This window comes from Microbacterium sp. T3-8 (genome assembly GCF_055398145.1).
In genome coordinates, this window is the sequence record NZ_AP027918.1 from 2067966 (window position 1) to 2092460 (window position 24495).

23 protein-coding genes are annotated in these 24495 nt (G+C 68.5%); 5 read left to right on the forward strand and 18 right to left on the reverse strand.

The window, feature by feature from the left end:
- The 6 genes from ruvX to ACZ5Y9_RS09840 all read right to left on the reverse strand — a co-directional run bounded on the left by ruvX (position 1) and on the right by ACZ5Y9_RS09840 (position 7075).
- A complete protein-coding gene (gene ruvX / locus ACZ5Y9_RS09815; RefSeq protein ID WP_336640337.1) occupies positions 1–474 on the reverse strand; it encodes a Holliday junction resolvase RuvX in 474 nt (157 codons plus the stop codon).
- Positions 471–3131, reverse strand: coding sequence for an alanine--tRNA ligase (gene alaS, locus ACZ5Y9_RS09820; protein ID WP_247622434.1), 2661 nt, complete (start codon positions 3129–3131; stop codon positions 471–473). The genes ruvX and alaS overlap by 4 nt, the downstream gene beginning before the upstream one ends.
- Before the next feature lie 58 nt (positions 3132–3189).
- Positions 3190–3378, reverse strand: a complete 189-nt coding sequence (locus ACZ5Y9_RS09825; RefSeq protein ID WP_247622433.1) for a hypothetical protein — start codon at positions 3376–3378, stop codon at positions 3190–3192.
- A gap of 121 nt (positions 3379–3499) precedes the next feature.
- A complete protein-coding gene (gene rpsD, locus ACZ5Y9_RS09830) occupies positions 3500–4129 on the reverse strand; it encodes a 30S ribosomal protein S4 (protein ID WP_247622432.1) in 630 nt (209 codons plus the stop codon).
- A gap of 150 nt (positions 4130–4279) precedes the next feature.
- Positions 4280–5587: an acyltransferase family protein gene (locus tag ACZ5Y9_RS09835; RefSeq protein WP_247622431.1), complete on the reverse strand. Its 1308-nt coding sequence runs from the start codon at positions 5585–5587 to the stop codon at positions 4280–4282.
- A 48-nt stretch (positions 5588–5635) separates the two neighbouring features.
- The gene (locus tag ACZ5Y9_RS09840; RefSeq protein WP_247622430.1) at positions 5636–7075 is read right to left on the reverse strand and encodes a replication-associated recombination protein A; all 1440 of its coding nucleotides are present in this window, start codon (positions 7073–7075) and stop codon (positions 5636–5638) included.
- A gap of 87 nt (positions 7076–7162) precedes the next feature.
- On the opposite strand from ACZ5Y9_RS09840, the gene ACZ5Y9_RS09845 reads away from it, so the two are divergent.
- The 3 genes from ACZ5Y9_RS09845 to ACZ5Y9_RS09855 all read left to right on the forward strand — a co-directional run bounded on the left by ACZ5Y9_RS09845 (position 7163) and on the right by ACZ5Y9_RS09855 (position 9542).
- A complete protein-coding gene (locus ACZ5Y9_RS09845; RefSeq protein ID WP_247622429.1) occupies positions 7163–7462 on the forward strand; it encodes a hypothetical protein in 300 nt (99 codons plus the stop codon).
- Positions 7463–7574: 112 nt separating this feature from the next.
- Positions 7575–8927, forward strand: coding sequence for a DUF349 domain-containing protein (locus tag ACZ5Y9_RS09850; protein WP_247622428.1), 1353 nt, complete (start codon positions 7575–7577; stop codon positions 8925–8927).
- 63 nt (positions 8928–8990) lie between these two features.
- Entirely contained in the window at positions 8991–9542 is a 552-nt protein-coding gene (locus tag ACZ5Y9_RS09855) for a type IV toxin-antitoxin system AbiEi family antitoxin (RefSeq protein WP_247622427.1), read from the forward strand.
- On the opposite strand, the gene ACZ5Y9_RS09860 is transcribed toward ACZ5Y9_RS09855, so the two are convergent.
- The 10 genes from ACZ5Y9_RS09860 to pdxS form a co-directional block, all read right to left on the reverse strand.
- Entirely contained in the window at positions 9529–11778 is a 2250-nt protein-coding gene (locus tag ACZ5Y9_RS09860) for a RelA/SpoT family protein (RefSeq protein ID WP_247622426.1), read from the reverse strand. The genes ACZ5Y9_RS09855 and ACZ5Y9_RS09860 overlap by 14 nt on opposite strands.
- A 75-nt stretch (positions 11779–11853) precedes the next feature.
- The gene (secF, locus tag ACZ5Y9_RS09865; protein ID WP_247622425.1) at positions 11854–12843 is read right to left on the reverse strand and encodes a protein translocase subunit SecF; all 990 of its coding nucleotides are present in this window, start codon (positions 12841–12843) and stop codon (positions 11854–11856) included.
- A complete protein-coding gene (gene secD, locus ACZ5Y9_RS09870) occupies positions 12843–14570 on the reverse strand; it encodes a protein translocase subunit SecD (protein WP_247622424.1) in 1728 nt (575 codons plus the stop codon). The genes secF and secD overlap by 1 nt, the downstream gene beginning before the upstream one ends.
- A 55-nt stretch (positions 14571–14625) precedes the next feature.
- Entirely contained in the window at positions 14626–15018 is a 393-nt protein-coding gene (locus ACZ5Y9_RS09875) for a preprotein translocase subunit YajC (protein ID WP_247622423.1), read from the reverse strand.
- A 73-nt stretch (positions 15019–15091) separates the two neighbouring features.
- The gene (ruvB, locus tag ACZ5Y9_RS09880) at positions 15092–16117 is read right to left on the reverse strand and encodes a Holliday junction branch migration DNA helicase RuvB (RefSeq protein ID WP_247622422.1); all 1026 of its coding nucleotides are present in this window, start codon (positions 16115–16117) and stop codon (positions 15092–15094) included.
- Positions 16110–16712 (reverse strand): Holliday junction branch migration protein RuvA, encoded by a 603-nt coding sequence (ruvA, locus tag ACZ5Y9_RS09885; protein ID WP_247622421.1) that lies wholly within the window; start codon positions 16710–16712, stop codon positions 16110–16112. The genes ruvB and ruvA overlap by 8 nt, the downstream gene beginning before the upstream one ends.
- 9 nt (positions 16713–16721) lie before the next feature.
- Complete coding sequence (ruvC, locus tag ACZ5Y9_RS09890; protein WP_247632169.1) at positions 16722–17309, reverse strand: crossover junction endodeoxyribonuclease RuvC; 588 nt, start codon at positions 17307–17309, stop codon at positions 16722–16724.
- Between the two features lie 45 nt (positions 17310–17354).
- On the reverse strand, positions 17355–18116 hold the full coding sequence (locus ACZ5Y9_RS09895; protein ID WP_247624689.1) for a YebC/PmpR family DNA-binding transcriptional regulator: 762 nt from the start codon (positions 18114–18116) through the stop codon (positions 17355–17357).
- Positions 18117–18189: 73 nt separating this feature from the next.
- Entirely contained in the window at positions 18190–18798 is a 609-nt protein-coding gene (pdxT, locus tag ACZ5Y9_RS09900; protein ID WP_247622419.1) for a pyridoxal 5'-phosphate synthase glutaminase subunit PdxT, read from the reverse strand.
- Positions 18788–19681, reverse strand: coding sequence for a pyridoxal 5'-phosphate synthase lyase subunit PdxS (pdxS, locus tag ACZ5Y9_RS09905; protein WP_247622418.1), 894 nt, complete (start codon positions 19679–19681; stop codon positions 18788–18790). The genes pdxT and pdxS overlap by 11 nt, the downstream gene beginning before the upstream one ends.
- Positions 19682–19771: 90 nt before the next feature.
- Between pdxS and ACZ5Y9_RS09910 the strand changes: the two genes are divergently transcribed.
- Complete coding sequence (locus tag ACZ5Y9_RS09910; protein ID WP_247622417.1) at positions 19772–21079, forward strand: aminotransferase class I/II-fold pyridoxal phosphate-dependent enzyme; 1308 nt, start codon at positions 19772–19774, stop codon at positions 21077–21079.
- A gap of 46 nt (positions 21080–21125) precedes the next feature.
- The gene (pdxY, locus tag ACZ5Y9_RS09915; protein WP_464471239.1) at positions 21126–21977 is read left to right on the forward strand and encodes a pyridoxal kinase PdxY; all 852 of its coding nucleotides are present in this window, start codon (positions 21126–21128) and stop codon (positions 21975–21977) included.
- A 2-nt stretch (positions 21978–21979) separates the two neighbouring features.
- On the opposite strand, the gene ACZ5Y9_RS09920 is transcribed toward pdxY, so the two are convergent.
- Both ACZ5Y9_RS09920 and thrS read right to left on the reverse strand, forming a co-directional pair.
- Positions 21980–22525, reverse strand: a complete 546-nt coding sequence (locus ACZ5Y9_RS09920) for an HIT family protein (protein ID WP_247622415.1) — start codon at positions 22523–22525, stop codon at positions 21980–21982.
- A complete protein-coding gene (gene thrS, locus ACZ5Y9_RS09925) occupies positions 22522–24447 on the reverse strand; it encodes a threonine--tRNA ligase (protein ID WP_247624688.1) in 1926 nt (641 codons plus the stop codon). Before thrS ends, ACZ5Y9_RS09920 begins: the two co-directional genes overlap by 4 nt.
- Between the last annotated feature and the right edge of the window lie 48 nt (positions 24448–24495).

Sequence of the window (24495 nt, forward strand, 5' to 3'; positions counted from 1 at the left end):
TCAGGGATGCTCCTCGTCGGACGGGACAGCGGCACCGGCCGGGTTTCCGGTGCTCTTCTCCGTGTCGATCGCCTGCTGCAGCAGCACCACCGCGGCGACCTGATCCACAATGCTACGAGAGTTCTTCTGATTTCGACCTGAAGAACGCAGGGCCGCGTGCGCGGACACCGTGCTGAGCCGTTCGTCGACGAGCCGTACCGGGACACCGGTGCGCGTGCGAAGGGCTGCGGCGAACTCCCGTGCGTCCACCGTCGACGCGGTGTCCGCGCCCTGCATGTTCACCGGGAGACCGACGACGAACTCCATCGGCTCGTACTCGGCCGCGAGCTCCACGAGCCGATCGATCGAGGTCTCCGAGCGCGGCACCGTCTCGACGGGGACGGCGAGCATTCCGTCGGGATCGCACCGCGCGACGCCGACGCGGGCGCGCCCGACATCGATGCCGAGGCGCACCCCGCGTCGGAAACCGCTCACGCTGCGTGCAGCTCCTGGACGATGGCGTCGAGTGCGGCGGGCAGTGCCGCGGCATCCGTTCCGCCGCCCTGTGCGACGTCGTCACGCCCGCCGCCGCCTCCGCCGAGCACTCCGGCGGCGCGCTTCGCGAGCGCTCCCGCCTTCGCACCTGCGGTGCGAGCGGCGTCGTTGGTGGCGACGACCACGACCGGACGACCGTTCACCACGGCGCCGAGTGCGACGACCGCAGCATCGGAGCCGAGGCGGTCGCGGACGCCGAGCACGAGTTCGCGCAGATCGTCGGCCGAGGCCAGCTCACCGAGCGACTCCGTGGCGACGTAGAACGCGGCGATCCGGCGCGCCGCGTCGGCGATCGCGGGAATCTGTCCCGCGCGCTCCTTGGACTCGAACTGAGCGATGCGCTTCTCCGCCGCCTTGAGGTTCGCAGCGAGGTCGGAGATGCGCTCGGCGAGCTGATCGCGCGGCGTCTTCAGCGAACTCGTGAGCTGCGAGACGATCGCACGCTCGGCAGCGAGCTCACGGAAGGCGTCGACGCCGACGAGGGCTTCGATGCGACGGTTGGATGCTCCCACCGACGATTCTCCGACGAGGCTGACGAGGCCGATCTCGGCGCTGGAGCCGACGTGGGTTCCCGCGCAGAGCTCACGCGACCACGGGCCACCGATGTCGACCATGCGCACCACGTCGCCGTACTTCTCGCCGAACAGCGCCATGGCGCCGGCTTCCTTCGCCTCGTCGAGCGAGACGATGCGCGTGGTGACCTCTAGGGCGTCGTGGACGGCGCGGTTCGTGATCTCCTCGATCTCGGTGCGCGTGTCGGCCGACAACGCCTGCGACCAGGAGAAATCGAAGCGCATGTAGCCGGCGCGGTTCAACGAGCCCGCCTGCGTGGCGGTCGGACCGAGCGTGTCGCGGAGCGCAGCGTGCACGAGGTGCGTCGCGGAGTGCGCCTGACGCGCCGCGCGACGGTTGGCCGCATCGACGACCGTGGTGGCGGCGTCGTCGACGGCGACCGATCCGGTGCTCACCTGCACCGTGTGGCTGATGAGTCCGGGCACGGGACGCTGCACGTCGAGCACTTCGAGTTCGAAGCCGGGGCCCACGATCGTTCCCTTGTCGGCGACCTGACCTCCGGACTCGGCGTACAGGGTCGTCTCAGCGAGGACGACCTCGGCGATCTGGCCCTCCGATGCGCTGCGCACCGGCTGCCCGTCGACGAGGATGCCCAGGATGCGGGACTGCACCTCGAGTTCGGTGTACCCGTCGAAGCCGGTCTCGCCGAGAGCGCGCAGCTCCCGGTAGACGGAGACATCCGCGAGCTGACGCTTGCGGTTGCGTGCGTCTGCCTTGGCGCGGTCGCGCTGCTCGCGCATGAGCGTGTCGAACGCGCCGCGGTCGACCTCGAGCCCGGCTTCCTCGGCGACCTCGAGCGTGAGGTCGATCGGGAATCCGTAGGTGTCGTGCAGCAGGAAGGCCTCCGGGCCGCTCAGCGCCGTCTTGCCCTCCTTCTTGGTCTCGTCGAGCGCCAGGTCGAGGATCGTCGATCCCTGGGCCAGCGTGCGACGGAAGGTCTCCTCCTCGGCGAACGCCGACGCGGAGAGGGTCGACCAGTCGCGCTCGAGTTCGGGGTACGACGACTTCATCGCGTCGCGCGAGGTGGCGAAGAGTTCGGGGAAGACCGGCTCGTCGACGCCGAGCAGCCGCATCGCACGCACCGTGCGGCGCATGAGGCGACGGAGGATGTAGCCGCGGCCCTCGTTCGACGGACGCACGCCGTCGGAGAGCAGCATGAGCGAGGAGCGCACGTGGTCGGCGATGACGCGGAAGCGCACGTCGTCCTCGTGGACCTTGCCATAGGTGCGGCCGGAGAGCTCGACGGCACGATCGAGGACGGGGCGCACCTGGTCGATCTCGTACATGTTCTCGACGCCCTGCTTGAGGAAGGCGACGCGCTCGAGACCCATGCCGGTGTCGATGTTCTTCTGCGGGAGCTCGCCCACGATGTCGAACTCGGTCTTTCCGCGGATGTTCTCGATGAAGTCCTGCATGAACACGAGGTTCCAGATCTCCAGGAACCTCGAATCGTCGGCCGCGGGGCCGCCGTCCTTGCCGTACGCCGGTCCCCGGTCGAAGAAGATCTCGGAGTCGGGGCCACCCGGGCCGGGCTGACCCGTGTTCCAGTAGTTGTCGGCGCGTCCGAGGCGCTGGATGCGCTCGGGCTTCAGTCCGATGATGTCGCGCCAGATCGACTCGGCCTCGTCATCGGTCTCATAGACCGTGACCCAGAGGTCCTTCTCGTCGAACGCGAAGCCGCCATCGGCCTCGCTGCTGGTGAGGAGTTCCCAGGCGTAGCGGATCGCGCCCTCTTTGAAGTAGTCGCCGAACGACCAGTTGCCGAGCATCTGGAAGAACGTGCCATGACGGGCGGTCTTGCCGACCTCTTCGATGTCGTTCGTACGGATGCACTTCTGCAGGTCGGCGATCCGCGGATGCGGCGACGGCACGACGCCCGTGAGGTACGGGACGAAGGGCACCATGCCCGCGACCGTGAACATCAGGGAGGGGTCGTCGCTGACGAGCGAGGCGGAGGGGACGATGACGTGGTCGTTCTTCTCGAAGAAGTCGAGATAGCGCTGCGCGATTTCCGCAGAATTCATAGGGGTGCCCGGGTGTCCTTGTTCGGAGGTGAGAAGTTCCGCGCGGTTGCGCGAGGGGTCAGTGGTCTTCCGGCTCGGTGAGCCGGGCCTCCTGCGCGCGGTACGCGTCGCCGATGAGCGCGGTGAAGCCGTTGATCCTGGCATCGACCTCGGCGAGGATGTCGTGCCCGCGGGGGTCCTTGTTCATGAAATGCGCAGCGACGAAGCCGCCGATCACGCCGATCAGGAACCACACCATGTTCTTCATGTCGTCATCCTTGCCTTGACCCGCGAAGGCGCGGTGTCTCCATCGTATGCAAAAACGACGAGAGGCGTCGGGTCACCCCGACGCCTCTCGTTTCGAACGCTGAGATCAGCGCCCTGTGGGCTCAGCGAGCCGCGTAGTACTCGACGACGAGCTGCACTTCGCAGGTCACGGGGACCTCGGCGCGCTTCGGACGACGGACCAGGCGGGCCTGGAGCTTGTCGAGCTCGACCTCGAGGTAGCCCGGAACGGGGGGCAGGACCTCGGCGTGACCGCCGGCTGCTGCCACCTGGAAGGGCTCGGTGCCCTCGCTCTTGGCCTTGACGTGGATGAGCTGTCCGGCCTTCACGCGGAAGGACGGGCGGTCGACGAGCTGGCCGTCGACGAGGATGTGGCGGTGCACGACGAGCTGGCGGGCCTGCGCCGTCGTACGGGCGAAACCGGCGCGCAGCACGAGAGCGTCGAGACGCATCTCGAGGAGCTCGACCAGGTTCTCACCGGTCAGACCCTCCTGGCGGCGGGCTTCGTTGAAGGTGTTGCGCATCTGCTTCTCGCGGATGCCGTACTGCTCGCGCAGACGCTGCTTCTCACGCAGACGGACGGCGTAGTCGCTGTCAGCCTTGCGCTTGGTGCGGCCGTGCTCACCCGGAGCGTAGGGACGCTTCTCGAGGTAGCGGGCGGCCTTCGGGGTGAGAGCGATGCCGAGGGCACGGCTCAGACGCACCTTGCGGCGGTCCTGGGACTTCGTGGTCACGAAGCTGTCCTTCCGATGACGTGGTCGCGTCTCTCGCGACTCACGGACGTATCACCCGCGCTCTTCCTCGGGGCGCACGCCGGGGCGCCGTCGAGGTGTGGTGTGAACGAGGAGATGCCCGAAAACTCGGTTTCGAGCCGCTCAAGTCTATCAGAGGCGCCGCGCGTCCCGCGATGCACCGGATTCCGCCGCATCCTCCAGAGGCTCCGACTCTCGATCCGGACCGGGCCCGCCGACGGTGAGCCACGCGATCGCGAATGCGATCGCCGCCAGAGCCACAGCGGTTCCGAGCGTGAGATAGCCCTGGGTGAGCACCCACCCGACGCCCGCCACGAGAAGCGCTGTCGCCGCGATCGCCGCCGGCAGCGGCATGGTGCGCGCCCTCTCGACCGGCCAGATCCGTTCGATCCGGGGGACGGTCGCGCAGAGCACGGCGAGCACCGCCACGATCGCGAGCACCCACGGGATGCGTGTGATCCACCATGTGGGGGTGAGCACCGGAGGGAACGGCAGCCCTAGCGCCTGCTGTGCACCGACGACGATCGCCATCGCGACCGTATGCCACAGGTAGATGACCATCCCGTACATTCCGAGGGCGCCGATGATCACGAGCGCGGGGCGCAGACGCATGAGCGCGCGGATCGCCGGCTGAAGGAGCGTGAACAGGTAGACCTGCGCCAGACCGAGCAGGAGCAGGAGCACGGTCGGCGGGTTGAGGTTGGCGATCATGTCGGGGTCGTAGCCCAGCCCGAAGACGGCGACGCACATGAGGCCGTAGGCGGCGACGGCCAGCAGCAGGAGCAACCACCGCGGACGGCGCGAGTACCACTGATCCCGCACGCCGAAGCCGAGTTGCTGCACGAAGAGCCAGACGAAGAGCCAATTGAGGGCGCCGATCGGCAGACCCCCGAAACGAGAGACGAGATCGACGATCACGACCAGCGAGGCCAGTGTGAAGTACGTCGTCCAGGCCGCACGGCGGTGCAGCGCGGCCATCAGCGGTACGAACGAGGTGCAGATCGCGTAGACCGCGATGAACCAGAGTGGCTCGGCGAGCCGGAACGCGAAGGTCCGGAGGAACTCGGCATCGGCTCCGCAGACCGCCATCACCGCGAGGGTGAGGAGTACGCCGAGCATCGCGAGGAACACCGGGCGCGCGAGTCGGAGGGCCCGGACGCGGATGTACTCCCCCGCCGTCTCCCCTCTCTTCTCGAGTCGGCGCCAGGTGGTGATGCCGGCGAAGCCTCCGGCGATGAAGAACGTGGGCATGATCATCCCGATCCAGGTGATCCAGGCCAGCGGCGTCCACTCCGCGAGTGCGTTGAAGGCACGGGGCGGATCGCCCTCGATGCCCATCTGGATCGCATGCAGCACGACCACCACCGGGAGGCAGATCGCGCGGACGAAGTCGATCGAGAGATCACGATCGGGCGGAATGCGAAGAGGAGAACGCGTCACCCGCACACTGTAGAGGGTCGGGCGTCCGCTGCGGGCAGGGGCTGCGGGTCAGCGCCCGTCGAGAATGCGGCGGATCTTCTCGAGCCGCGCCGAGACATCGCGCTCGGCCCCCAGAGCCTTCGGCGCGTAGTAGCGGCGCCCCTGCAACTCGTCGGGGAGGTACTGCTGGGCCACGATGCCGAACTCGTTGTCGTGCGGGTACGCGTAGCCGCGGCCATGACCGAGCCGCTTCGCCCCCGGATAGTGCGCATCGCGCAGGTGGAGCGGGACCCGGCCGAAGCCGCCCTTCCGGATGTCGGCGATCGCGGCGTCGATGCCCGCGTACGCCGCATTCGATTTGGCCGTCGTCGCGAGGTAGACGGTCGCCTCGGCGAGCGGGATGCGCCCCTCCGGCATCCCGATGAAAGCCACGGCGTCGGCGGCGGCGACGGCGATCACCAACGCCTGCGGATCGGCGAGGCCCACGTCTTCGGAGGCGGAGATCACGAGCCGCCGAGCGATGAACCGGGGATCCTCTCCCGCCTCGATCATCCGGGCGAGGTAGTGCAACGCCGCATCGGCATCCGACCCGCGAATCGACTTGATGAACGCACTGATGACGTCGTAGTGCTCGTCTCCCTGACGGTCGTAGCGCAACAGCGCTCGGTCGACGGCCTGCGCGACGTCATCGGCGGAGACTTCCGGGACGACGGATGCCGCACCGGCGGCTTCTTCCCCGGTATCGCCGCTCGCCACGCCGGCTTCGTCGTCGTCGGCGACCTCAGCGTCCTCATCGTCGTCGCCGGCGTCTTCCGCGTCGGGCGGGCTCCCGTGCGAGAGCGCAACGGCCGCACCGGCCTCGAGGCCGGTGAGGGCACGGCGCGCGTCGCCGGAGGCGAGACGGATGAGCGCGGCCCGCGCCTCATCGCTGAGCGTCACCGCGCCGTGCAGGCCGCGAGCATCGGTGACGGCACGATCGACGAGCAGACCGATGTCGTCGTCGGTGAGAGGTTGCAGGGTGAGTAGGAGCGATCGCGAGAGCAGCGGCGAGATCACCGAGAACGACGGGTTCTCGGTCGTCGCGGCTATCAGGATCACCCAGCCGTTCTCGACACCGGGCAGGAGAGCGTCCTGCTGCGCCTTCGTGAAGCGGTGGATCTCGTCGAGGAACAGGATCGTCGTCTGACCGTAGAGGTCGCGCTGCGTGATGGCCTCCTGCATGACCTCGCGCACGTCCTTCACCCCCGCCGTGATCGCCGAGAGCTCGACGAAGCGGCGACCGGAAGAACGGGCGATGGCCTGCGCGAGCGTCGTCTTACCGGTACCGGGAGGCCCCCAGAGGATGATGGAGACCGCGCCGGGCGACGATGCCTCGGGGTCGGCGAGGGCGACGATCGGCGAGCCGGAACGGAGCAGGTGCCGCTGACCGGCCACCTCGTCGAGCGAGACGGGACGCATGCGCACGGCGAGCGGCGTCTGCCCCGAGAGCAGGGCGGCGGCAGGGGTCATCCCTCCAGGCTAATGCGGTCCACCGACACCGGCGACGATATGCTCTGAGACGACGTCGCCCGGCGGCGTCGATGAGAGGAGCACGCAATGGCGGCACGCGGTTCGAAGAGCGCGCAGGAGCGCACCCGGGCCGAGCGCGCGCGGGTCTACGCGGCGCGCACGGCTCAGCACCAGGAGAAGATCCGTCGCCGCGTGCGCGACAACGTGATCGCCGGCGTGGGTGGCGCGGTCCTCGTGCTCGCAGCGATCGCGAGCCAGGTGGCGCACGCACAGGTCACGGCACCGGAGCCCACGCCCACTCCCTCCTCGTCCGTCGAGCCGAACGCTCCGGTGGAGACCCCCGCCCCCACCGAGGCACCCGCTCCCGAGGAGACCCCGGCGGAGTGATCCGCGCCCGCTCCGACGCGGAGCGGAACGTCACCGCATCGCATCGTCGCGGCGTACTAGGCTGAACATCGTCCTTTCCGCCTCCCGCGGCCAACCGCGCAAGGAGAACACTGTGTCTGCCAACGAGTCCTCGAAGCCGACTCCCCCCGTCCCCGCTCCCCCGGCGAAGCCGCTGCCGCGCAAGCTGCCCGCCCCCGCCGCCGCCGTTCCGGCCGCGTCCACCGCCCCCGTCTCCAGCGATGCTGCGAAGTGGGGTCGCGTCAGCGAGGACGGCACGGTCGAGGTGCGCGAGGGTGAGAACTGGCGCGTCGTCGGCCAGTACCCCGACGGCACGCCCGACGAGGCGCTCGCCTACTTCGTGCGCAAGTACGAGGACATCGCCTTCAAGGTGCAGACCCTCGAACAGCGTCACCAGGCCGGCGGCGCGACCGCCAGCGATCTGGTCAAGCAGGCCGGGCACCTGGTCGACGAAGCCACGGATGCTGCCGCCGTCGGTGACCTCGCCGGTCTCCTCGAGCGGCTGCACACGCTGACCGCGTCCCTCTCCGAGGCCACGGCCGAGGAGCAGCAGCGCGCGAAGGAGCTGCTCGACCAGGCCATCGCCGAGCGCACCGCACTGGTGGAGCGCGCCGAGGCGATCGCCGCACGCGACCTCTCGAAGGTGCAGTGGAAGCAGGTCACCGCCGAGCTCGGTGAGCTCTTCGACGCCTGGCAGGCTCAGCAGCAGAACGGCCCGCGCCTGTCGAAGGGCCTGTCGCAGCAGCTGTGGAAGCGATTCCGCGACGCTCGTTCGGTCGTCGACAAGCACCGTCGTGCGTTCTACTCGGAGCTCGACGACACGCACAAGGCCGCCCGCGATGCGAAGACCCGCCTCATCGAGCGCGCCGAAGCCCTCGCCCCGCGCGGCACCGACGGGATTCCCGCCTACCGCACGCTGCTCGACGACTGGAAGGCCGCCGGCCGCGCAGGTCGCAAGGCGGACGACGCCCTCTGGGCCCGGTTCAAGGCCGCCGGAGACGCGCTCTACGCCGCGCGTGCCGAGCAGTCCGCCGCCGAAGAGGCCGAGTCCGCTCCCAAGATCGAGGCGCGTCAGGCTCTTCTGGAAGAGGCCAAGGCCGTTGCCGACGAGTCCAACATCAAGCGCGCCCGCGCCCTGCTCACGCGCATCCAGCGGCAGTGGGATGAGATCGGCCGCATCTTCCCCCGCGACAAGGAGCGCGCGCTCGACGACAAGCTCCGCGTCATCGAGCAGGCCCTCAAGGCCCGCGAAGAGGTCGACTGGAAGAAGAACAACCCCGAGACCAAGGCGCGCGCCAACGACATGAGCTCTCAGCTCCTCGAGGCGATCGAGAAGCTCGAGTCCGAGCTCGCGACGGCCGAGAAGTCGGGCGACAAGAAGGCGATCAAGGAAGCGTCCGACGCTCTCGAGGCGCGCCGCGCCTGGCTGAGCGCCCTCGGCGGCTGACGAGTTCTCCACAGCTCCCGTCCGAGCGCACGACAGCGGGATGCCCTGGGCCACACTGGCCTGGTGCATCCCGCTTTCCTGTATCTGCCCGGCCAACGCCTGACACTGCCCGAGCTCACCGCCGCCCGCCTCGACGGCGACGTCGTCGACATCGGCGAGGCCTTCATCCCCGCCGATCTCGTCGAGGGCGCCGACGTGCGGGCAGCGTCGATCGCCACGATCGTGCACCCGGGCACCGCGGTCTGCGGGCCGAGCGCGGTATGGGTGCACGGTGCATGCGATGCGCCGCCGAACCCGCATCATCTTCGCCGAGCGGTGGCGAGGCGCATCCGCGCCGTGCAAAGTCCACGGGTGCGATATCACGACACGCCACTCCCGGCCGAGGACCTCGTCCTCATCGGCGGCATCCCGATCACGACTCCCGAACGCACGCTGATCGACCTCGCGCTCGGGAGCCACCGGGAACCCGCTCTGGACCGCTGGGCGCACATGCTCATCGAGCACGACCCGGGTCTCATCGGGACCGCGCGGGAACGCATCCGCACCCTGCGGCGCGTGCCAGGCTCTCGACGTGCCCTGGAACTTCTCGAGGGACTCGGTATCAGGAGGACGTGACGCGGTACACGTCGTACACCGCATCGATCCTGCGCACGGCGTTGAGAACGCGGTCGAGGTGCACGGCGTCGCCCATCTCGAACACGAACCGGCTGATCGCCAGTCGGTCGTCATTGGTGTTGACCGTGGCGGAGAGGATGTTGACGTGGTGCTCGCTCAGCACGCGCGTGACGTCGGACAGCAGACCGGAACGGTCGAGGGCCTCGACCTGGATCTGCACGCGGAACACGCTCTTGGTGGTCGGCGCCCACGACACCTCGACGAATCGATCCTGCTCGTTGCTCAGGGCCTTGACGTTGACGCAATCGCTGCGGTGCACCGAGACGCCGCTGCCGCGCGTCACGAAGCCGACGATCGGATCCCCGGGAACCGGCGTGCAGCACTTCGCGAGTTTCACGAGGATGTCGGCGGCGCCGCGGACGAGAACGCCGGAGTCGCCCGCACGCGGTTCGCGGGTCGGCACGCTGCCCGGCAGGTCGATGGCGCCGGTCGTGGTGTCGTTGGCGGCGACGTTGGCCGTGACCTTCTCGAGCACCGACTGGGTCGAGATATGCCCCTCGCCCACGGCCGCGTACAGCGCCGAGACGTCTTCGTAGCGCAGCTGCTGGGCGACCTCGGCGAACGAGTCCTGGCTCATCAGACGCTGCAGGGGCAGGTTCTGCCGGCGCATCGCGCGCGCGATCGCCTCCTTGCCCTGTTCGATGGCCTCTTCGCGCCGCTCCTTCGTGAACCAGCCACGGATCTTGTTGCGCGCACGGGTGCTCTTGACGAATCCGAGCCAGTCCTGACTCGGTCCGGCATCCGGGTTCTTCGAGGTGAAGACCTCGACGACGTCGCCGCTCTTCAGCTCGGACTCCAGCGGCACCAGGCGACCGTTCACCTTCGCACCCATCGTGCGATGGCCGATCTCGGTGTGCACCGCATACGCGAAGTCGACGGGCGTCGCACCGGCGGGAAGACCGACGACGCGCCCCTTCGGCGTGAAGACGTAGACCTCCTTCGCGCCGATCTCGAACCGCAGCGAGTCGAGGAACTCCCCCGGGTCGGCCGTCTCGGCCTGCCAGTCGGAGATGTGCGCGAGCCAGGCCATGTCGGTGTCGGATGCCCGCACCTCGGCCTTGCCGCCGTTCATCCGCTCCTTGTACATCCAGTGCGCCGCAACGCCGTACTCGGCCTGCTGGTGCATCTCGTGCGTACGGATCTGGATCTCGACCGTGCGCCCCGCGGGGCCGATCACGGTCGTGTGCAGCGACTGATAGAGATTGAACTTCGGGGTGGCGATGTAGTCCTTGAACCGACCGGGCAGCGGCGTCCACCGCGCATGGATCGCACCCAGCACGGCGTAGCAGTCGCGCACCGAAGCGACGAGCACGCGGATGCCGATCAGGTCGTAGATGTCGTCGAACTCGCGACCCCGCACCACCATCTTCTGGTACACGGAGTAGAGCTGCTTCGGTCGGCCCGAGACCTTGCCGCGGATGCGCAGATCACGCAGATCCTCGTCGATCTCCTCGACGACCTGGCTCAGATACTTCTCGCGCTGCGGAGTGCGCTGTGCGATGAGGCTGTGGATCTCGTTGTAGATCTTGGGGTGCAGCACCGCGAACGAGAGGTCTTCGAGCTCGGACTTGATCGCCTGGATACCGAGACGGTTGGCGAGGGGCGCGTAGATCTCGAGCGTCTCCTTGGCCTTCTTCGCCGCCTTCTCCGGCGGGACGAAGCCCCAGGTACGAGCATTGTGCAGACGGTCGGCGAGCTTGATCAGGAGCACGCGGATGTCCTTCGACATCGCCACGATCATCTTGCGGACGGTCTCGGCCTGGGCGCTCTCGCCGTACTTGACCTTGTCGAGCTTGGTGACACCGTCGACCAGCATCGCGACCTCGTCGCCGAACTCGGCGGTGAGGTCGGTCAGCGCGTAGCCGGTGTCTTCGACCGTGTCGTGCAGGAGCGCCGCCGCGATGGCGCGCGGTCCGAGACCGAGCTCGGCGAGGATCTGCGCGACGGCGAGCGGATGCGTGATGTACGGCTCGCCGCTCTGCCGCTGCTGGCCGGTGTGCTTGTCTTTGGCGACCGCGTACGCGCGCTCGATCACCGAGAAATCACCGCGGGGATGGTTGGCCCGGACGGTGCGGATCAGGTTGTCGAGGTCGTTGACCCTGGACGCGCGCGAGAAGATGCGGGGAACCAGACGCCGCAGGCTCGATCCCTGCGCCGGCGACTGCGCTTCCGCCATCCGCTCACCTCCGAATCAGAACATCAGACAATCCTACGTCCGTCCGGCGGGAGCGGCTCCCACCGGACGGATACGTCAGGCTTCGACCGTCGCGCGCAGGCGCGCTTCGCGGATCCGGGCGTCGCGCTCGCGGATCTGCGGCTCGTTCTCGCGGAAGAGCGAGTAGAGCGGAGCGGCGACGAACAGCGTCGAATACGTCGCCACGAGGATGCCGACGAAGATCGACAGCGAGATGTCGGTGAGGGTCTCGGCACCGAGCCACAGCGATCCGATGAAGAGGATCGCTCCGACCGGGAGCGCCGCGACCACCGAGGTGTTGATCGATCGCACGAGGGTCTGGTTCACCGCCAGGTTGACGGACTCCCCGAACAGACGCGCCGATTTCTCGCCGTCTTCATGTGTGTTCTCCCGGATCTTGTCGAAGACGACCGTCGTGTCGTACAAGGAGTACGCCAAGATCGTGAGGAATCCGATCACCGCCGCCGGCGAGATCTCGAAGCCGGCCAGCGCGTAGACGCCGACGGTGATCACGAGCACGTCGAGCAGGCCGATGATCGCCGCGGCCGACATCTTCCAGGTTCGGAAGTAGATCGCCAGGATCAGGAAGGTGAGGGCGAGGAAGATCGCCAGGCCCCACAGCGATTGACGCGTGACGCTCTCGCCCCAGGCCGGACCGATGAACGACGACGTCACCTCCGCAGTGTCGACGCCGTACGCGTCGGCGAGTGCCGCGGTGACCTGCTGCGTCTCATCGGCCGTCATCTGGTCGGTCTGGACGCGGATGTCGTCGCCGTTCACCACGACGACCTTGGTCGCCGACTCGGGCACGACCGACTTGACCGCGTCGGTGGCGATCTGCTGATCGGTGCTGTCGGGCGCCGCGACGGTGAACTGCGACCCGCCGGTGAACTCGATCGAGAATTGGATCGGACGGATCAGCGGCACCAGAGCCGAGCCCACGACCAGGATGATCGCGATGATGAACCACAGGCGGCGGCGACCGACGAACGGGAAAGAGGTCTTCCCCGTGTACAGGTTGTTGCCGAACTCATTCATGGAAGGCATCAGGCGTCTCCCTCACTTCCGGCGTTGGTGGGTCTGTCACCCGCGAGAGCCTCCGCGCGCTTGCGCTCGGCGATGGTCTGACGACGCTCCGCCTCGCCGCGCGAACGCGAGTTGCGCGCGCCACGGCCGGCGGACGCCGTCGCGACCTCGCGGAACTGCGACCGATTGCGGTAGACGGCGCCCAGTGCTTCGGGGTCGAGCCCCGAGAGCTTGTGGCCGCCTCCGAAGAAGCGCGTGCGAGCGAGCAGTTGCATCACCGGGTGCGTGAAGATCACGAAGATGAACACGTCGATGATGGTCGTGAGGCCGAGCGTGAACGCGAACCCCTTCACCGTCGAGTCGGCCAGGATGTACAGCACGAGCGCGGCGAGGATGTTGATGGACTTCGAGATGTAGATCGTGCGCTTGGCTCGGCCCCATCCGTCTTCGACGGCGGAGGTGATCGACTTGCCGTCTCGCAGTTCGTCTCGGATTCTCTCGAAGTAGACGATGAAGGAGTCGGCGGTGAATCCGATCGACACGATCAGACCGGCCACACCGGCCAGCGAGAGGCGGAAGCCGAGTCGCCACGCCAGGATGCAGATGACGATGTAGGTCAGCACACCCATCACCGCGATGGACGCGATGATCACCGTCCCGAGGGCTCGGTAGACGATGAGCGAATAGATCGCGACGAGGATCAGGCCGATGAGACCGGCGATGAGACCGATCTGCAGCTGCTGCGTACCGAGCGTCGCCGACACGGTGTCGGAGCTCTGCACGGTGAAGCTCAGCGGCAGCGCGCCGTACTTGAGCTGGTCGGCGAGGGTCGTCGCCGAGTCCTGCGTGAAGCTGCCCGAGATGCTCGGACGACCGTCGAGGATCACACCGTTCATGCGGGGCGCCGAGATGACGACGCCGTCGAGCACGAACGCGAACTGGTCGCGCGGCGACAGGCCGTCGATGCGGTTCTGGTTGAGGCGGGTGCTGACCTTGCCGAACTTGTCGGCCCCATCCGGGTTCATCGTGAGCTGCACGAGCCACGCGCCGTTCTGCGGGTCGCGACCGCTCGCGGCGTCGTCGATCGCCGTTCCGTCGAGCTCGGTCGGGCCGAGCAGGAACTTGGCCTGACCGGTCTCGTCGCAGGCGATCATCGGCTGCTCGCTCGGCACGTTGGTGGGGTTGTCGGGGTTCGCGCAGTCGTAGGCGAGGAACTCGGCCTGGAGCTTGGGCGTGGCCCAGTTGAGGTCGCTGCCGTCGGTCGGCTCGGCGGTCGGCGTCGCCTCGAGCGAGGGGTCGGGGCTGGGGTACGGCGTCTCGTTACCGTCGTCACCGACGAAGGACGTCGTCGCGGCGGTCGTGGCCAGGACCGCCCGGAACTCGAGCTGCGCGCTGCTGGTGATCCGCTCGCGCGTCTGGTCGTCGGCGACACCCGGGATCTGGACGACGATGTTCCGTCCGCCCTCGGTGGTGATGTCGGCCTCCGCCACGCCCGAGGCGTCGACGCGCTGGCGGATGATGGAGGCCGCCTGGTTCAGCTGTTCCGCGGACGGCGCTGCTCCCTCGTCGGTCTCGGCCTGCAGCACGATCTGGGTGCCGCCCTGGAGGTCGAGTGCGAGCTCCGGAGCCCACGAGCTCTTCCCGAAGACGTACACCCCGGCCGCGTTGATGCCGAAGAGGACACCCGTCACGAGGAGCAGGCCGAGAAGGACCCGCCAGGCGTGACGGACAGGAGAGGATGAAGCCACGTGAGTTCAGCTTTCTGAGAGGCCGGATTCCGGGGTGCGGTCGAACGCCGCGGACTTACTTGTCGTCTGCGTCGCGGTCGAGGCGCGCGCGCGTCTCTTCCGGGGTCTCGGCGATCGGAGCATCGGCCTCGACGACGGTGTCGTCGTCAGCGAGCTCGGCGTCGTCGGCGACGATGTCCTTGGGCTCGACGATGCGGAGGATCGCCTGGCTGTGCACCTCGATCACGACACCGGGGGCGACCTCGACCGACGCGGGGTGGTCGAGGTCATCGGGGTCGTAGGAGACGATCGTGCCGTAGATGCCGCCCTGCAGGAGCACGCGCACGCCGGGAACCGTCTTCGTCGCCTTCTCCTCCTGCTCGGCCTTCATCTGCTTCTGACGCTTACGCGTGTTGAAGATCATGAAGACGAGGAGGACGGCCAGGAGACCGAAGAGGATGATTTCCATGGGGCGGAGCGCCTTTCTGAGGTGCACGCACCATCAACGGGCGCACAGAAGTTTCGGGGGAAGTCTTCTGTGATTATAGGTCATCGAAGCGAAGCGCTCCGTCGGGATGCGCCACACCCAGATGCGCATACGCCTCAGGCATGGCGACGCGCCCCCGCGGAGTGCGACCGAGGAAACCGATCCGGACGAGATAGGGCTCGACGACGCTCTCGACGGTCTCGGCTTCTTCGCCGACGGCGACGGCGAGGGTGCTCAGTCCCACCGGCCCCCCGCGGAACCGCCGCACGAGCGCTTCGAGAACCGCGCGGTCGAGGCGGTCCAGGCCGATGGGGTCGACGTCGTACAGTTCGAGAGCGGCGCGGACGTCGGCGATGGTCGCCGCTCCCCCACCGTGCACGAGCGCGTAGTCGCGCACACGTCGGAGAAGGCGGTTCGCGATGCGGGGCGTCCCGCGCGATCGGCGGGCGATCTCGGACAGCGAATCGGACGGCAGATCGACGCCGAGGACCGCCGCGGATCGCGCGATCACCCGCTCGAGCTCGCCCTCCTCGTAGAACTCCAGATGACCGGTGAACCCGAATCGATCGCGCAGCGGATTCGGTAGCAGGCCCGACCGCGTCGTCGCTCCCACCAGGGTGAACGGTGCGAGTTCGAGCGGGATGCTGGTGGCCCCCGCCCCCTTGCCCACCATGATGTCGATGCGGAAATCCTCCATCGCGAGATAGAGCATCTCCTCGGCGGAGCGCGCCATCCGGTGGATCTCGTCGATGAAGAGCACCTCGCCGGGAACGAGGCTCGACAGGAGCGCAGCGAGATCGCCGGCGTGCTGGATGGCCGGTCCGCTCGACAGGCGCAGGGGGCGCTCGCTCTCGTGCGCGACGATCATCGCCAGCGTCGTCTTGCCGAGTCCTGGCGGGCCTGCGAGAAGGATGTGATCGGCGGGTCGGCTCTGGATACGTGCGGCCTCGAGGAGGAGCTGGAGCTGGCCGCGCACCTTCTGCTGTCCGACGAACTCGCCGAGACTCGTCGGACGCAGGGCGCCCTCGATCGCGAGCTCGGTCTCGTCGACGGGCTCGGAGGCGTCGAGTGCGTCAGCCACGTGCCGGCCCCAGCAGGGCAAGAGTGCGGCGGAGGAGCGGTGCGACGGCCGAACGCTCGGCATCGGATGCCTCTGCGGCCGTCTGCGCGGCGGCCTCGGCGGCGACCTTCTCCGACCATCCGAGTCCGACGAGGGCGGCCGCGACCTGACCCACCACGTCCACGGCGCCCGAGGGACTCGGCGCTGCCGCGACCGTCGGCTGCACCTTACCGGCGAGCTGCACGACGATGAGCTTCGCGGTCTTGGGACCGATTCCGGACACGCGACGGAAAGGCGCGTCATCCTCGGCGTTCAGCGCCTCTGCGATCTGGTCGACGGTGAGGTGCGACAGCACCCCCAGGGCGGATTTCGGCCCGACGCCCGTCACGCTGATGAGGAGCCCGAAGACCTCCAGCTCGTCGCGCTCGGCGAACCCGAAGAGCGAGAGCGCGTCCTCGCGCACGATCAGGCTCGTGTGCAACCGCAACTGCTCCCCCACCGTCGCGGTGTGCGCGACGTCGGCCGGGACGGCGACGGAGAAGCCGACGCCGCCCACCTCGACGACGACCTGGTCGGAGGTCGAGTGCAGCACGGTGCCGTGCAGGGAGGAGATCATCCTCCCAGCCTAGGCCCCGCGTCGTACGTATGTTCGAGCGACACGCTCCGCGTCCGCCCAGGCGCGCTGGGCCGGCGTGAGCCCGCCCGCGGCGGATGCCGCCCCCGCGCCGCCTCGGCGCCAGGCGTGGCAGAGGGCGATGGCGAGGGCATCCGCGGCATCCGCCGGCTGCGGAGGCGCGTCGAGGCGCAGGATCCGGGCGATCATCGCCTGCACCTGGCGCTTGTCGGCAGATCCGTAACCGGTCACGGCGGCCTTGACCTCGCTCGGCGTGTGGGTCGCGGCGGGAAGACCCGCCTCTGCCGCGAGCAGCAGCGCGACTCCGCTGGCCTGAGCCGTGCCCATCACCGTGTGCGTGTTCTGCTGCGCGAACACGCGCTCGACCGCGACCGCCTGCGGAGAATGCGCGGCGATCACCTCACGGATGCCGGCGGCGACGATCGCGAGACGCTCGCCGATCGGCGCATCCGGAGACGAACGGATCACCCCGACGTGCACGAGCGTGCCGCGACGCGATCCGTCGACGTCGACGATGCCCACACCGCATCGCGTGAGGCCTGGGTCGATCCCGAGAACGCGCAGCGAGGAAGAGGTCACTCCCCCAGGCTAGGCGGCACCGTCGACGTCGGGCGCGTGGCGCGCCTAGCTGTCGTCGTTCTCGAGCTCGGCCTGCACCTCGGACGAGAGGTCGAAGTTGCTGAAGACGTTCTGCACGTCCTCGCTGTCCTCGAGCGCGTCGATGAGGCGGAAGACCTTGCGCGCGGTGTCGGCGTCGATCTCGACCTTGAGGTTCGGCACGAACTCGACGTCGGCGGATTCGTAGTCGATGCCCGCCTCCTGCAGCGCGCTGCGCACGGTGACCAGGTCGGTCGCCTCGGTGATGATCTCGAAGCCCTCGGAGTGCGGCTCGATCTCCTCGGCACCCGCCTCGAGCGCCGCCATCATGACGTCGTCTTCGGTGGTCCCCTCGGCACCGACGACGATGACGCCCTTGCGCGAGAAGTTGTAGGCGACGCTGCCCGGGTCGGCCAGCGTTCCCCCGTTGCGGCTGAGAGCCGTGCGCACCTCGGCGGCGGCACGGTTCTTGTTGTCGGTCAGACACTCGATCATGAGCGCCACGCCGTTCGGTCCGTATCCCTCGTACATGATCGAGGTGTACTCGACGGCCTCGCCGCCGATTCCGGCTCCACGCTTGACCGCGCGGTCGATGTTGTCCTTCGGGACGGAGGTCTTCTTCGCCTTCTGCACCGCGTCGAACAGCGTGGGGTTGCCCGCGAGGTCGGCGCCGCCGAGCTTGGCCGCGACCTCGATGTTCTTGATGAGCTTGGCCCAGGACTTGGCGCGCCTGGAGTCGATGATGGCCTTCTTGTGCTTCGTGGTGGCCCACTTGGAATGCCCGGACATAAGTCTCCACTCGTCGTATCCGCCCGTGGGCACGGCCCAGGGCATCGTCCAGTCTAACGAATCGAGACGTCGCCTACCGGGGTGCGCTCGCGTAGCGTCGTGCCTCGTCGAGGAAGAGCGCGTGGAATCCGGGCTCACCGTCCATCTCGGGATGGAAGCTCGTGCCGAGCAACGGCCCCTGGCGCACCGCGACCACCGCGCCGTCGGGCAGGGCGGCGAGCACCTCCACCGCGGCCCCCGAGCGTTCCACGATCGGCGCCCGGATGAACGTCGCAGACACCGGGGCATCGCCGAGCACCGGCACGTCGAGGTCGATCTCGAACGATTCGGACTGACGTCCGAAGGCGTTGCGCCGAACGTCGACGTCGAGGCCGCCGAAGGACTGCTGTCCCTCGATCGCGTCGAGCACGGTGTCGGCCAGGAGGATGAGCCCCGCGCACGTGCCGTACATCGGCATCCCCGCACGGATCGCCGCGCGAATCGGCTGCTGGAGCCCGAACAGTCGCGCGAGCTTGTCGATGACGCTGGACTCTCCGCCCGGCAGGACGAGACCGTCGATCGCGTCGAGTTCTTCCGGGCGGCGCACGAGCACCACCTCCGCACCGAGCTCCGCGAGCAGGGCGGCATGCTCGCGCACGTCGCCCTGCAGCGCGAGGACGCCGACGGTCGGACTACCAGCCACGCTCGGACAGCCGGTGCGGCGCGGGGAGGTCGGACACGTTGATCCCCACCATCGCCTCGCCCAGCCCGCGCGAGACCTCGGCGATCACACTCGGATCGTCGTGGAACGTGGTGGCCTTCACGATCGCCGCGGCGCGCTGGGCGGGGTTGCCCGACTTGAAGATGCCGGAGCCGACGAACACACCGTCCGCTCCCATCTGCATCATCATCGCGGCGTCCGCGGGTGTTGCCACGCCTCCCGCGACGAACAGCACGACCGGCAGCTTGCCCGTCGCCGCGACCTCGACGACGAGGTCGTAGGGCGCCTGCAGCTCCTTGGCCGCCACGTAGAGCTCGTCCTTGGTCATCGAACGCAGCACGTTGATCTCGCTCGTGATCTTGCGGATGTGCTTGGTCGCCTCCGAGACGTCACCGGTGCCGGCCTCGCCCTTCGAGCGGATCATCGCGGCACCCTCGTTGATACGGCGCAGGGCCTCGCCGAGGTTCGTCGCCCCGCACACGAAGGGCACGGTGAAGCCGAACTTGTCGATGTGGTTGACGTAGTCCGCCGGCGACAGCACCTCGGACTCGTCGATGTAGTCGACTCCGAGCTCCTGCAGGATCTGCGCCTCGACGAAGTGGCCGATGCGCGCCTTGGCCATCACGGGGATCGAGACGGCGTCGATGATGCTGTCGATCATGTCGGGGTCGCTCATGCGCGAGACACCGCCCTGCGCACGGATGTCGGCGGGGACCCGCTCGAGCGCCATCACGGCGACGGCGCCGGCATCCTCGGCGATCTTGGCCTGCTCGGCCGTGACGACGTCCATGATGACGCCGCCCTTGAGCATCTCGGCGAGACCTCGCTTGACCCGCGCGGATCCGGTGGTTGCCTGGTCGTTCATCGCATTCCTCTCGGCTGAGCCAATGACTCGTTTGATCTATGTCAAACCGTAGCATCGTCCCGGACGTTCTAGAATCGGTGTCGAGGACCCATGAGCGCCGAGATCACCGGAACGACCGCAGCAGACATCGCCGACAGCGTGCGCGCCCTGCGCGACCGCGGAACCCTCCGCCCCGGCGATGCGCTCCCCCCTGTGCGCGAACTCGCCGCCACTCTCGGCGTGAACCGCAACACCGCGGTGGCCGCCTACCGCCAACTCGCGCAGGCGGGGCTCGTCGTCTCGCGCGGGCGCGCCGGCACCACGATCGCCGGCGTCGAGGCGGTCGCCCAGGAGGGCTACGCGGCGGACACGGTCCTCCGCGACGTCGGCACGGGCAACCCCGACCCCCGGCTCATCCCCGACCCGTCCCCCGCGCTCGCCCGCGTCACGGGGCGACCGGTGCTGTACGGCGAGCCCGTGATCGACCGCGGCCTCGACTCCTGGGCGCACGAGTGGATCGCCACCGACCTCGACCAGTCCGACTTCCGCGTCACCGTCACCAGCGGCGCGGTCGATGCCGTCGAGCGACTCCTCGCCCAGGCACTCACCCGCGATGACGCGGTCGCGCTCGAGGACCCCTGCTTCCTCGCGAGCATCCACACGGTGCGGCTCGGAGGGTACCGCGCCGTGCCCGTCCCGGTCGACGGCGAGGGGATGACGGTCGTCGGCCTCCGCGCGGCGCTCGACGCCGGCATCCGCGCCATCATCTGCACTCCGCGCGCGCAGAACCCCACCGGCAGCAGCCTGACGGCTGCGCGCGCGGCCGAGCTCCGCGCCGTGCTCGCCGACCACCCCTACGTGCTGATCATCGAGGACGACCACTTCTCGATGCTCTCGCAGCGCCCCTACGAGACCTTGATCGGACCGGGGCACCGGCGGTTCGCCCTCGTGCGCTCCGTCTCGAAGTTCCTCGGCCCCGACATGTGCCTGGCGCTCGCGGCCACCGACCCCGAGACGGCCGAGCGTCTGTCGATGCGGCTCAGCCCGGGGACGACCTGGGTGAGCCATCTCCTCCAGCGACTCACCCACGCCCAGCTGACCGACCCTTCCGCGCTCGCGACGATCGGTACGGCAGCCGCGCACTACGCCGAGCGCAACGCCGCTTTCGCACAGCTTCTGCGCACCCACGGATTCGACGCCCCTGACTCCGACGGTCTCAGTCTCTGGGTCGAGCTCCCGCGCCCCGCACGCGCCGTCGCCGAAAAGCTCATGCGCCGCGGATGGCTGGCCCGCACCGGCGACGAGTTCGCCCTCGACGAGAAGGCCGAGCCATCGCGGCATCTGCGGCTGACCGTCCATGATCTGTCCGACGCGGATGCCGCGGCCTTCGTCGCCGACCTCGTCGCGGCTTCCCGATGACCACCCGAAGCGGGAACGCACCCGCACTGAAAGAAAGGATCGGGAGATGAAGATCCTCTCCATCCAGTCCGCCGTCGCCTACGGTCACGTCGGCAACTCCGCCGCGGTGTTCCCGCTGCAGCGCATCGGCGTCGAGGTCCTCCCGGTCTACACCGTGAACTTCTCGAACCACACCGGGTACGGTGCCTGGCGCGGCCCGATGATCGATCCCGCCGAGGTGCGCGAGGTCATCACCGGCATCCAGGACCGTGGCGTCTTCGGCGGCATCGATGCCGTGCTCAGCGGATACCAGGGCGGTGAGGGCATCGGTGACGTGATCATCGACGCCGTCGCCCGGGTCAAGGCGGAGAATCCGAATGCGGTCTATGCGTGCGACCCCGTGATGGGCAACGCCAAGTCCGGCTGCTTCGTGGCGCCCGCGATCCCCGTGCTGCTGCGGGAGCGGGTCGTGCCGGCGGCGGACATCATCACCCCGAACCAGTTCGAGCTCGGCTTCCTCACCGAGACCGAGCCCGACACGCTCGAGTCCACGCTGGCCTCGGTCGACCTGGCGCGTGCGATGGGACCGCGCACGGTGCTCGTCACGAGCGTCGAGCGGCCGGACCGCGAGGAGGGGACCATCGAGATGCTCGCGGTCGACGACGAGGGTGCCTGGATCGTGCAGACGCCGCACCTTCCGATGAAGGCCAACGGGTCGGGCGACGTCACCGCTGCGCTCTTCACCGCGCACTACGTCGAGACCGGCAGCGCGCAGACCGCCCTCGAGCGCACCGCATCGAGCGTCTACGACCTGCTGAAGGCGACGCTCGACTCCGGGGAGCGCGAGCTGCAGCTCGTCGAGGCACAGGAGTTCTACGCGCACCCGCGCATGCAGTTCAGCGCCCGTCAGGTGCGCTGAACTCAGGCCGCAGGCCAGGCGTTCGCGACGGCCTCCCGCACCTCACCGAGCAGCTGCGGGAGTGCCTTCGTCTTCGCGATGATCGGGAAGAAGTTCGCATCGGAGCGCCACCGCGGCACGACGTGCTGGTGCAGGTGCCCGTCGACACCCGCGCCGGCGACGGCACCCTGATTCATCCCGATGTTGAAGCCGTCGCAGCGCGACACCTCCGTCAGGACCCGCATCGCCGTCTGCGTCAGAGCGCCGATCTCGGCGACCTCCTCCGGGGTGGCCTGGTCGTACGTCGCGATGTGGCGGTACGGGCACACGAGCAGGTGACCCGAGTTGTACGGGAACAGGTTCAGCAGCACGTATGCCGTCTCACCGCGCGCGACGATCAGTCGCTCGGCATCCGGGTGCTTTGGCGCCTCGCAGAAGGGGCACTCCTCGCGCAGCGGCTCGGGCCCCGCCTGGATGTAGGCCATCCGGTGCGGGGTCCAGAGCCGCTGGAACTCGTCGGGGACTCCGGCGAAGTCCGACGCCGGCTCCAGCGGCTCCTCCGGGGTCACGCCAGATCCCCCGCCGTCTGCACGAGCGCGTGCTCGGCGATCGCGGTGCGGATGCGGGTGACGGCATCCGCGATCGGGACGCCGTTCTCCTGGGTGCCGTCGCGGTAGCGGAACGAGACCGTACCGGCGGCGCGGTCCTGCTCACCGGCGATGAGCAGCAGCGGAACCTTGCCGGTCGTGTGCGTGCGGATCTTCTTCTGCATCCGGTCGTCCGACGTGTCGAGCTCGGCGCGCACGCCCGAGTCGCGGAGCGTCGTGATGACCTCGCCGAGGTAGTCGGCGTAGTCCTCGGCCACGGGGATGCCGACCACCTGCACCGGCGAGAGCCACACCGGGAAGTCGCCGGCGTAGTGCTCGAGCAGGATCGCGAAGAAACGCTCGATCGAACCGAAGAGCGCGCGGTGGATCATGATCGGGCGCTTCTTCTGCCCGTCCGTGTCCATGAACTCGAGATCGAAGCGCTCCGGCAGGTTCGGGTCGACCTGGACGGTCGACAACTGCCAGGTGCGACCGATCGCATCGCGGGTCTTGAGGTCGATCTTCGGGCCGTAGAACGCGGCCTCACCCGGGACCTCGGTGAGCTTGAGTCCCGAGGCGACGGCGACGCGACGCAGGGCGTCGGTCGACGACTCCCAGAACTCGTCAGAACCGATCCACTTCGACTTCTCGTCGTCCTTCATCGACAGCTCGAGCTCGAAATCGGTGAGGCCGAAGTCCCGCAGCATCGAGAGGATGAAGTCGAGGACCTTCGCGACCTCTCCCTCGAGCTGGTCGGGCGTGACGAAGAGGTGCGAGTCGTCCTGAGTGAACCCGCGCACACGGGTGAGACCGTGCAGCGCACCCGAGAGCTCGTTGCGGTAGACCGTGCCGTTCTCGGCGAACCGCAGCGGCAGATCGCGGTAGCTGCGCGCGCGCTCCTTGTAGATCAGGATGTGCATCGGGCAGTTCATCGGCTTCAGGTAGTAGTCCTGGCCCTGCTTGGTGATGTTGCCCTCGTCGTCGCGCTCCTCGTCCATGACAATCGGCGGGAACATGCCGTCCTTGTAGGTGACGAGGTGGTTCGAGGTCAGGAAGAGGTCTTCCTTCGAGATGTGCGGGGTGTACACGTAGGTGTAGCCGCCCTCGATGTGACGCTTGCGCGCGTGCTGCTCCATCTCGCCGCGGATCATGCCGCCGCGCGGGTGCCAGACCGAGAGCCCGGATCCGATCTCCTCCGGGAAGGAGAACAGGTCGAGCTCCTTGCCGAGGCGACGGTGGTCGCGCTTCGCGGCCTCTTCGAGGCGGTGCTGATATGCCCGCAGCTCGTCCTTCGACGGCCAGGCGGTGCCGTAGATGCGCTGCAGCTGCGGGTTCTTCTCGCTGCCGCGCCAGTAGGCGGCGGCGATGCGGGTGAGGTCCCAGCCGTTGCCGATCATGCGCGTGTTCGGCAGATGCGGGCCGCGGCAGAGGTCCTTCCAGACCACCTCGCCGTCGCGGGTGGTGTTGTCGTAGATCGTGAGTTCGCCCTCGCCGACCTCGACCGAGGCGCCCTCCGCCGCTTCCTTGCCGCCCTTGAGCCCGATGAGCTCGAGCTTGAACGGCTCGTCGGCGAGTTCGGCGCGGGCCTCGTCATCGGTCACCACGCGGCGCACGAAGCGCTGGCCCTCGCGGACGATGCGCTGCATCTCCTTGGTGATCGCCTTGAGATCCTCGGGCGTGAACGGCGAATCGACGCCGAAGTCGTAGTAGAAGCCGTCGGTGATGGGCGGGCCGATGCCGAGGTTCGCCTGCGGATTGATGCGCTGCACCGCCTGGGCGAGCACGTGCGCGGTCGAGTGGCGCAGGATACCGAGGCCGTCGGGGCTGTCGATCGTGACCGCCTCGACCTCGTCGGCGTCGGTCACTGTGGTCGCGAGGTCCTTGAGGATGCCGTTGACGCGCATGGCGACGACGGATCGGTCAGAGAACAGGGCGAAGCCGTCTTTCGGCTG

Coding starts and splice junctions, on each gene's coding strand:
- ACZ5Y9_RS09910 (WP_247622417.1), top strand. CDS start 19,772: ATGAGCGCCGAGATCACCGGAACGACCGCAGCAGACATCGCCGACAGC.
- thrS (WP_247624688.1), bottom strand. CDS start 24,447: ATGCGCGTCAACGGCATCCTCAAGGACCTCGCGACCACAGTGACCGAC.
- ACZ5Y9_RS09860 (WP_247622426.1), bottom strand. CDS start 11,778: ATGGCGGAAGCGCAGTCGCCGGCGCAGGGATCGAGCCTGCGGCGTCTG.
- alaS (WP_247622434.1), bottom strand. CDS start 3,131: ATGAATTCTGCGGAAATCGCGCAGCGCTATCTCGACTTCTTCGAGAAG.
- ACZ5Y9_RS09875 (WP_247622423.1), bottom strand. CDS start 15,018: ATGGAAATCATCCTCTTCGGTCTCCTGGCCGTCCTCCTCGTCTTCATG.
- ACZ5Y9_RS09840 (WP_247622430.1), bottom strand. CDS start 7,075: ATGACCCCTGCCGCCGCCCTGCTCTCGGGGCAGACGCCGCTCGCCGTG.
- pdxY (WP_464471239.1), top strand. CDS start 21,126: ATGAAGATCCTCTCCATCCAGTCCGCCGTCGCCTACGGTCACGTCGGC.
- ruvA (WP_247622421.1), bottom strand. CDS start 16,712: ATGATCTCCTCCCTGCACGGCACCGTGCTGCACTCGACCTCCGACCAG.
- ACZ5Y9_RS09825 (WP_247622433.1), bottom strand. CDS start 3,378: ATGAAGAACATGGTGTGGTTCCTGATCGGCGTGATCGGCGGCTTCGTC.
- pdxS (WP_247622418.1), bottom strand. CDS start 19,681: ATGAACGACCAGGCAACCACCGGATCCGCGCGGGTCAAGCGAGGTCTC.
- ACZ5Y9_RS09895 (WP_247624689.1), bottom strand. CDS start 18,116: ATGTCCGGGCATTCCAAGTGGGCCACCACGAAGCACAAGAAGGCCATC.
- ACZ5Y9_RS09845 (WP_247622429.1), top strand. CDS start 7,163: ATGGCGGCACGCGGTTCGAAGAGCGCGCAGGAGCGCACCCGGGCCGAG.
- secF (WP_247622425.1), bottom strand. CDS start 12,843: ATGCCTTCCATGAATGAGTTCGGCAACAACCTGTACACGGGGAAGACC.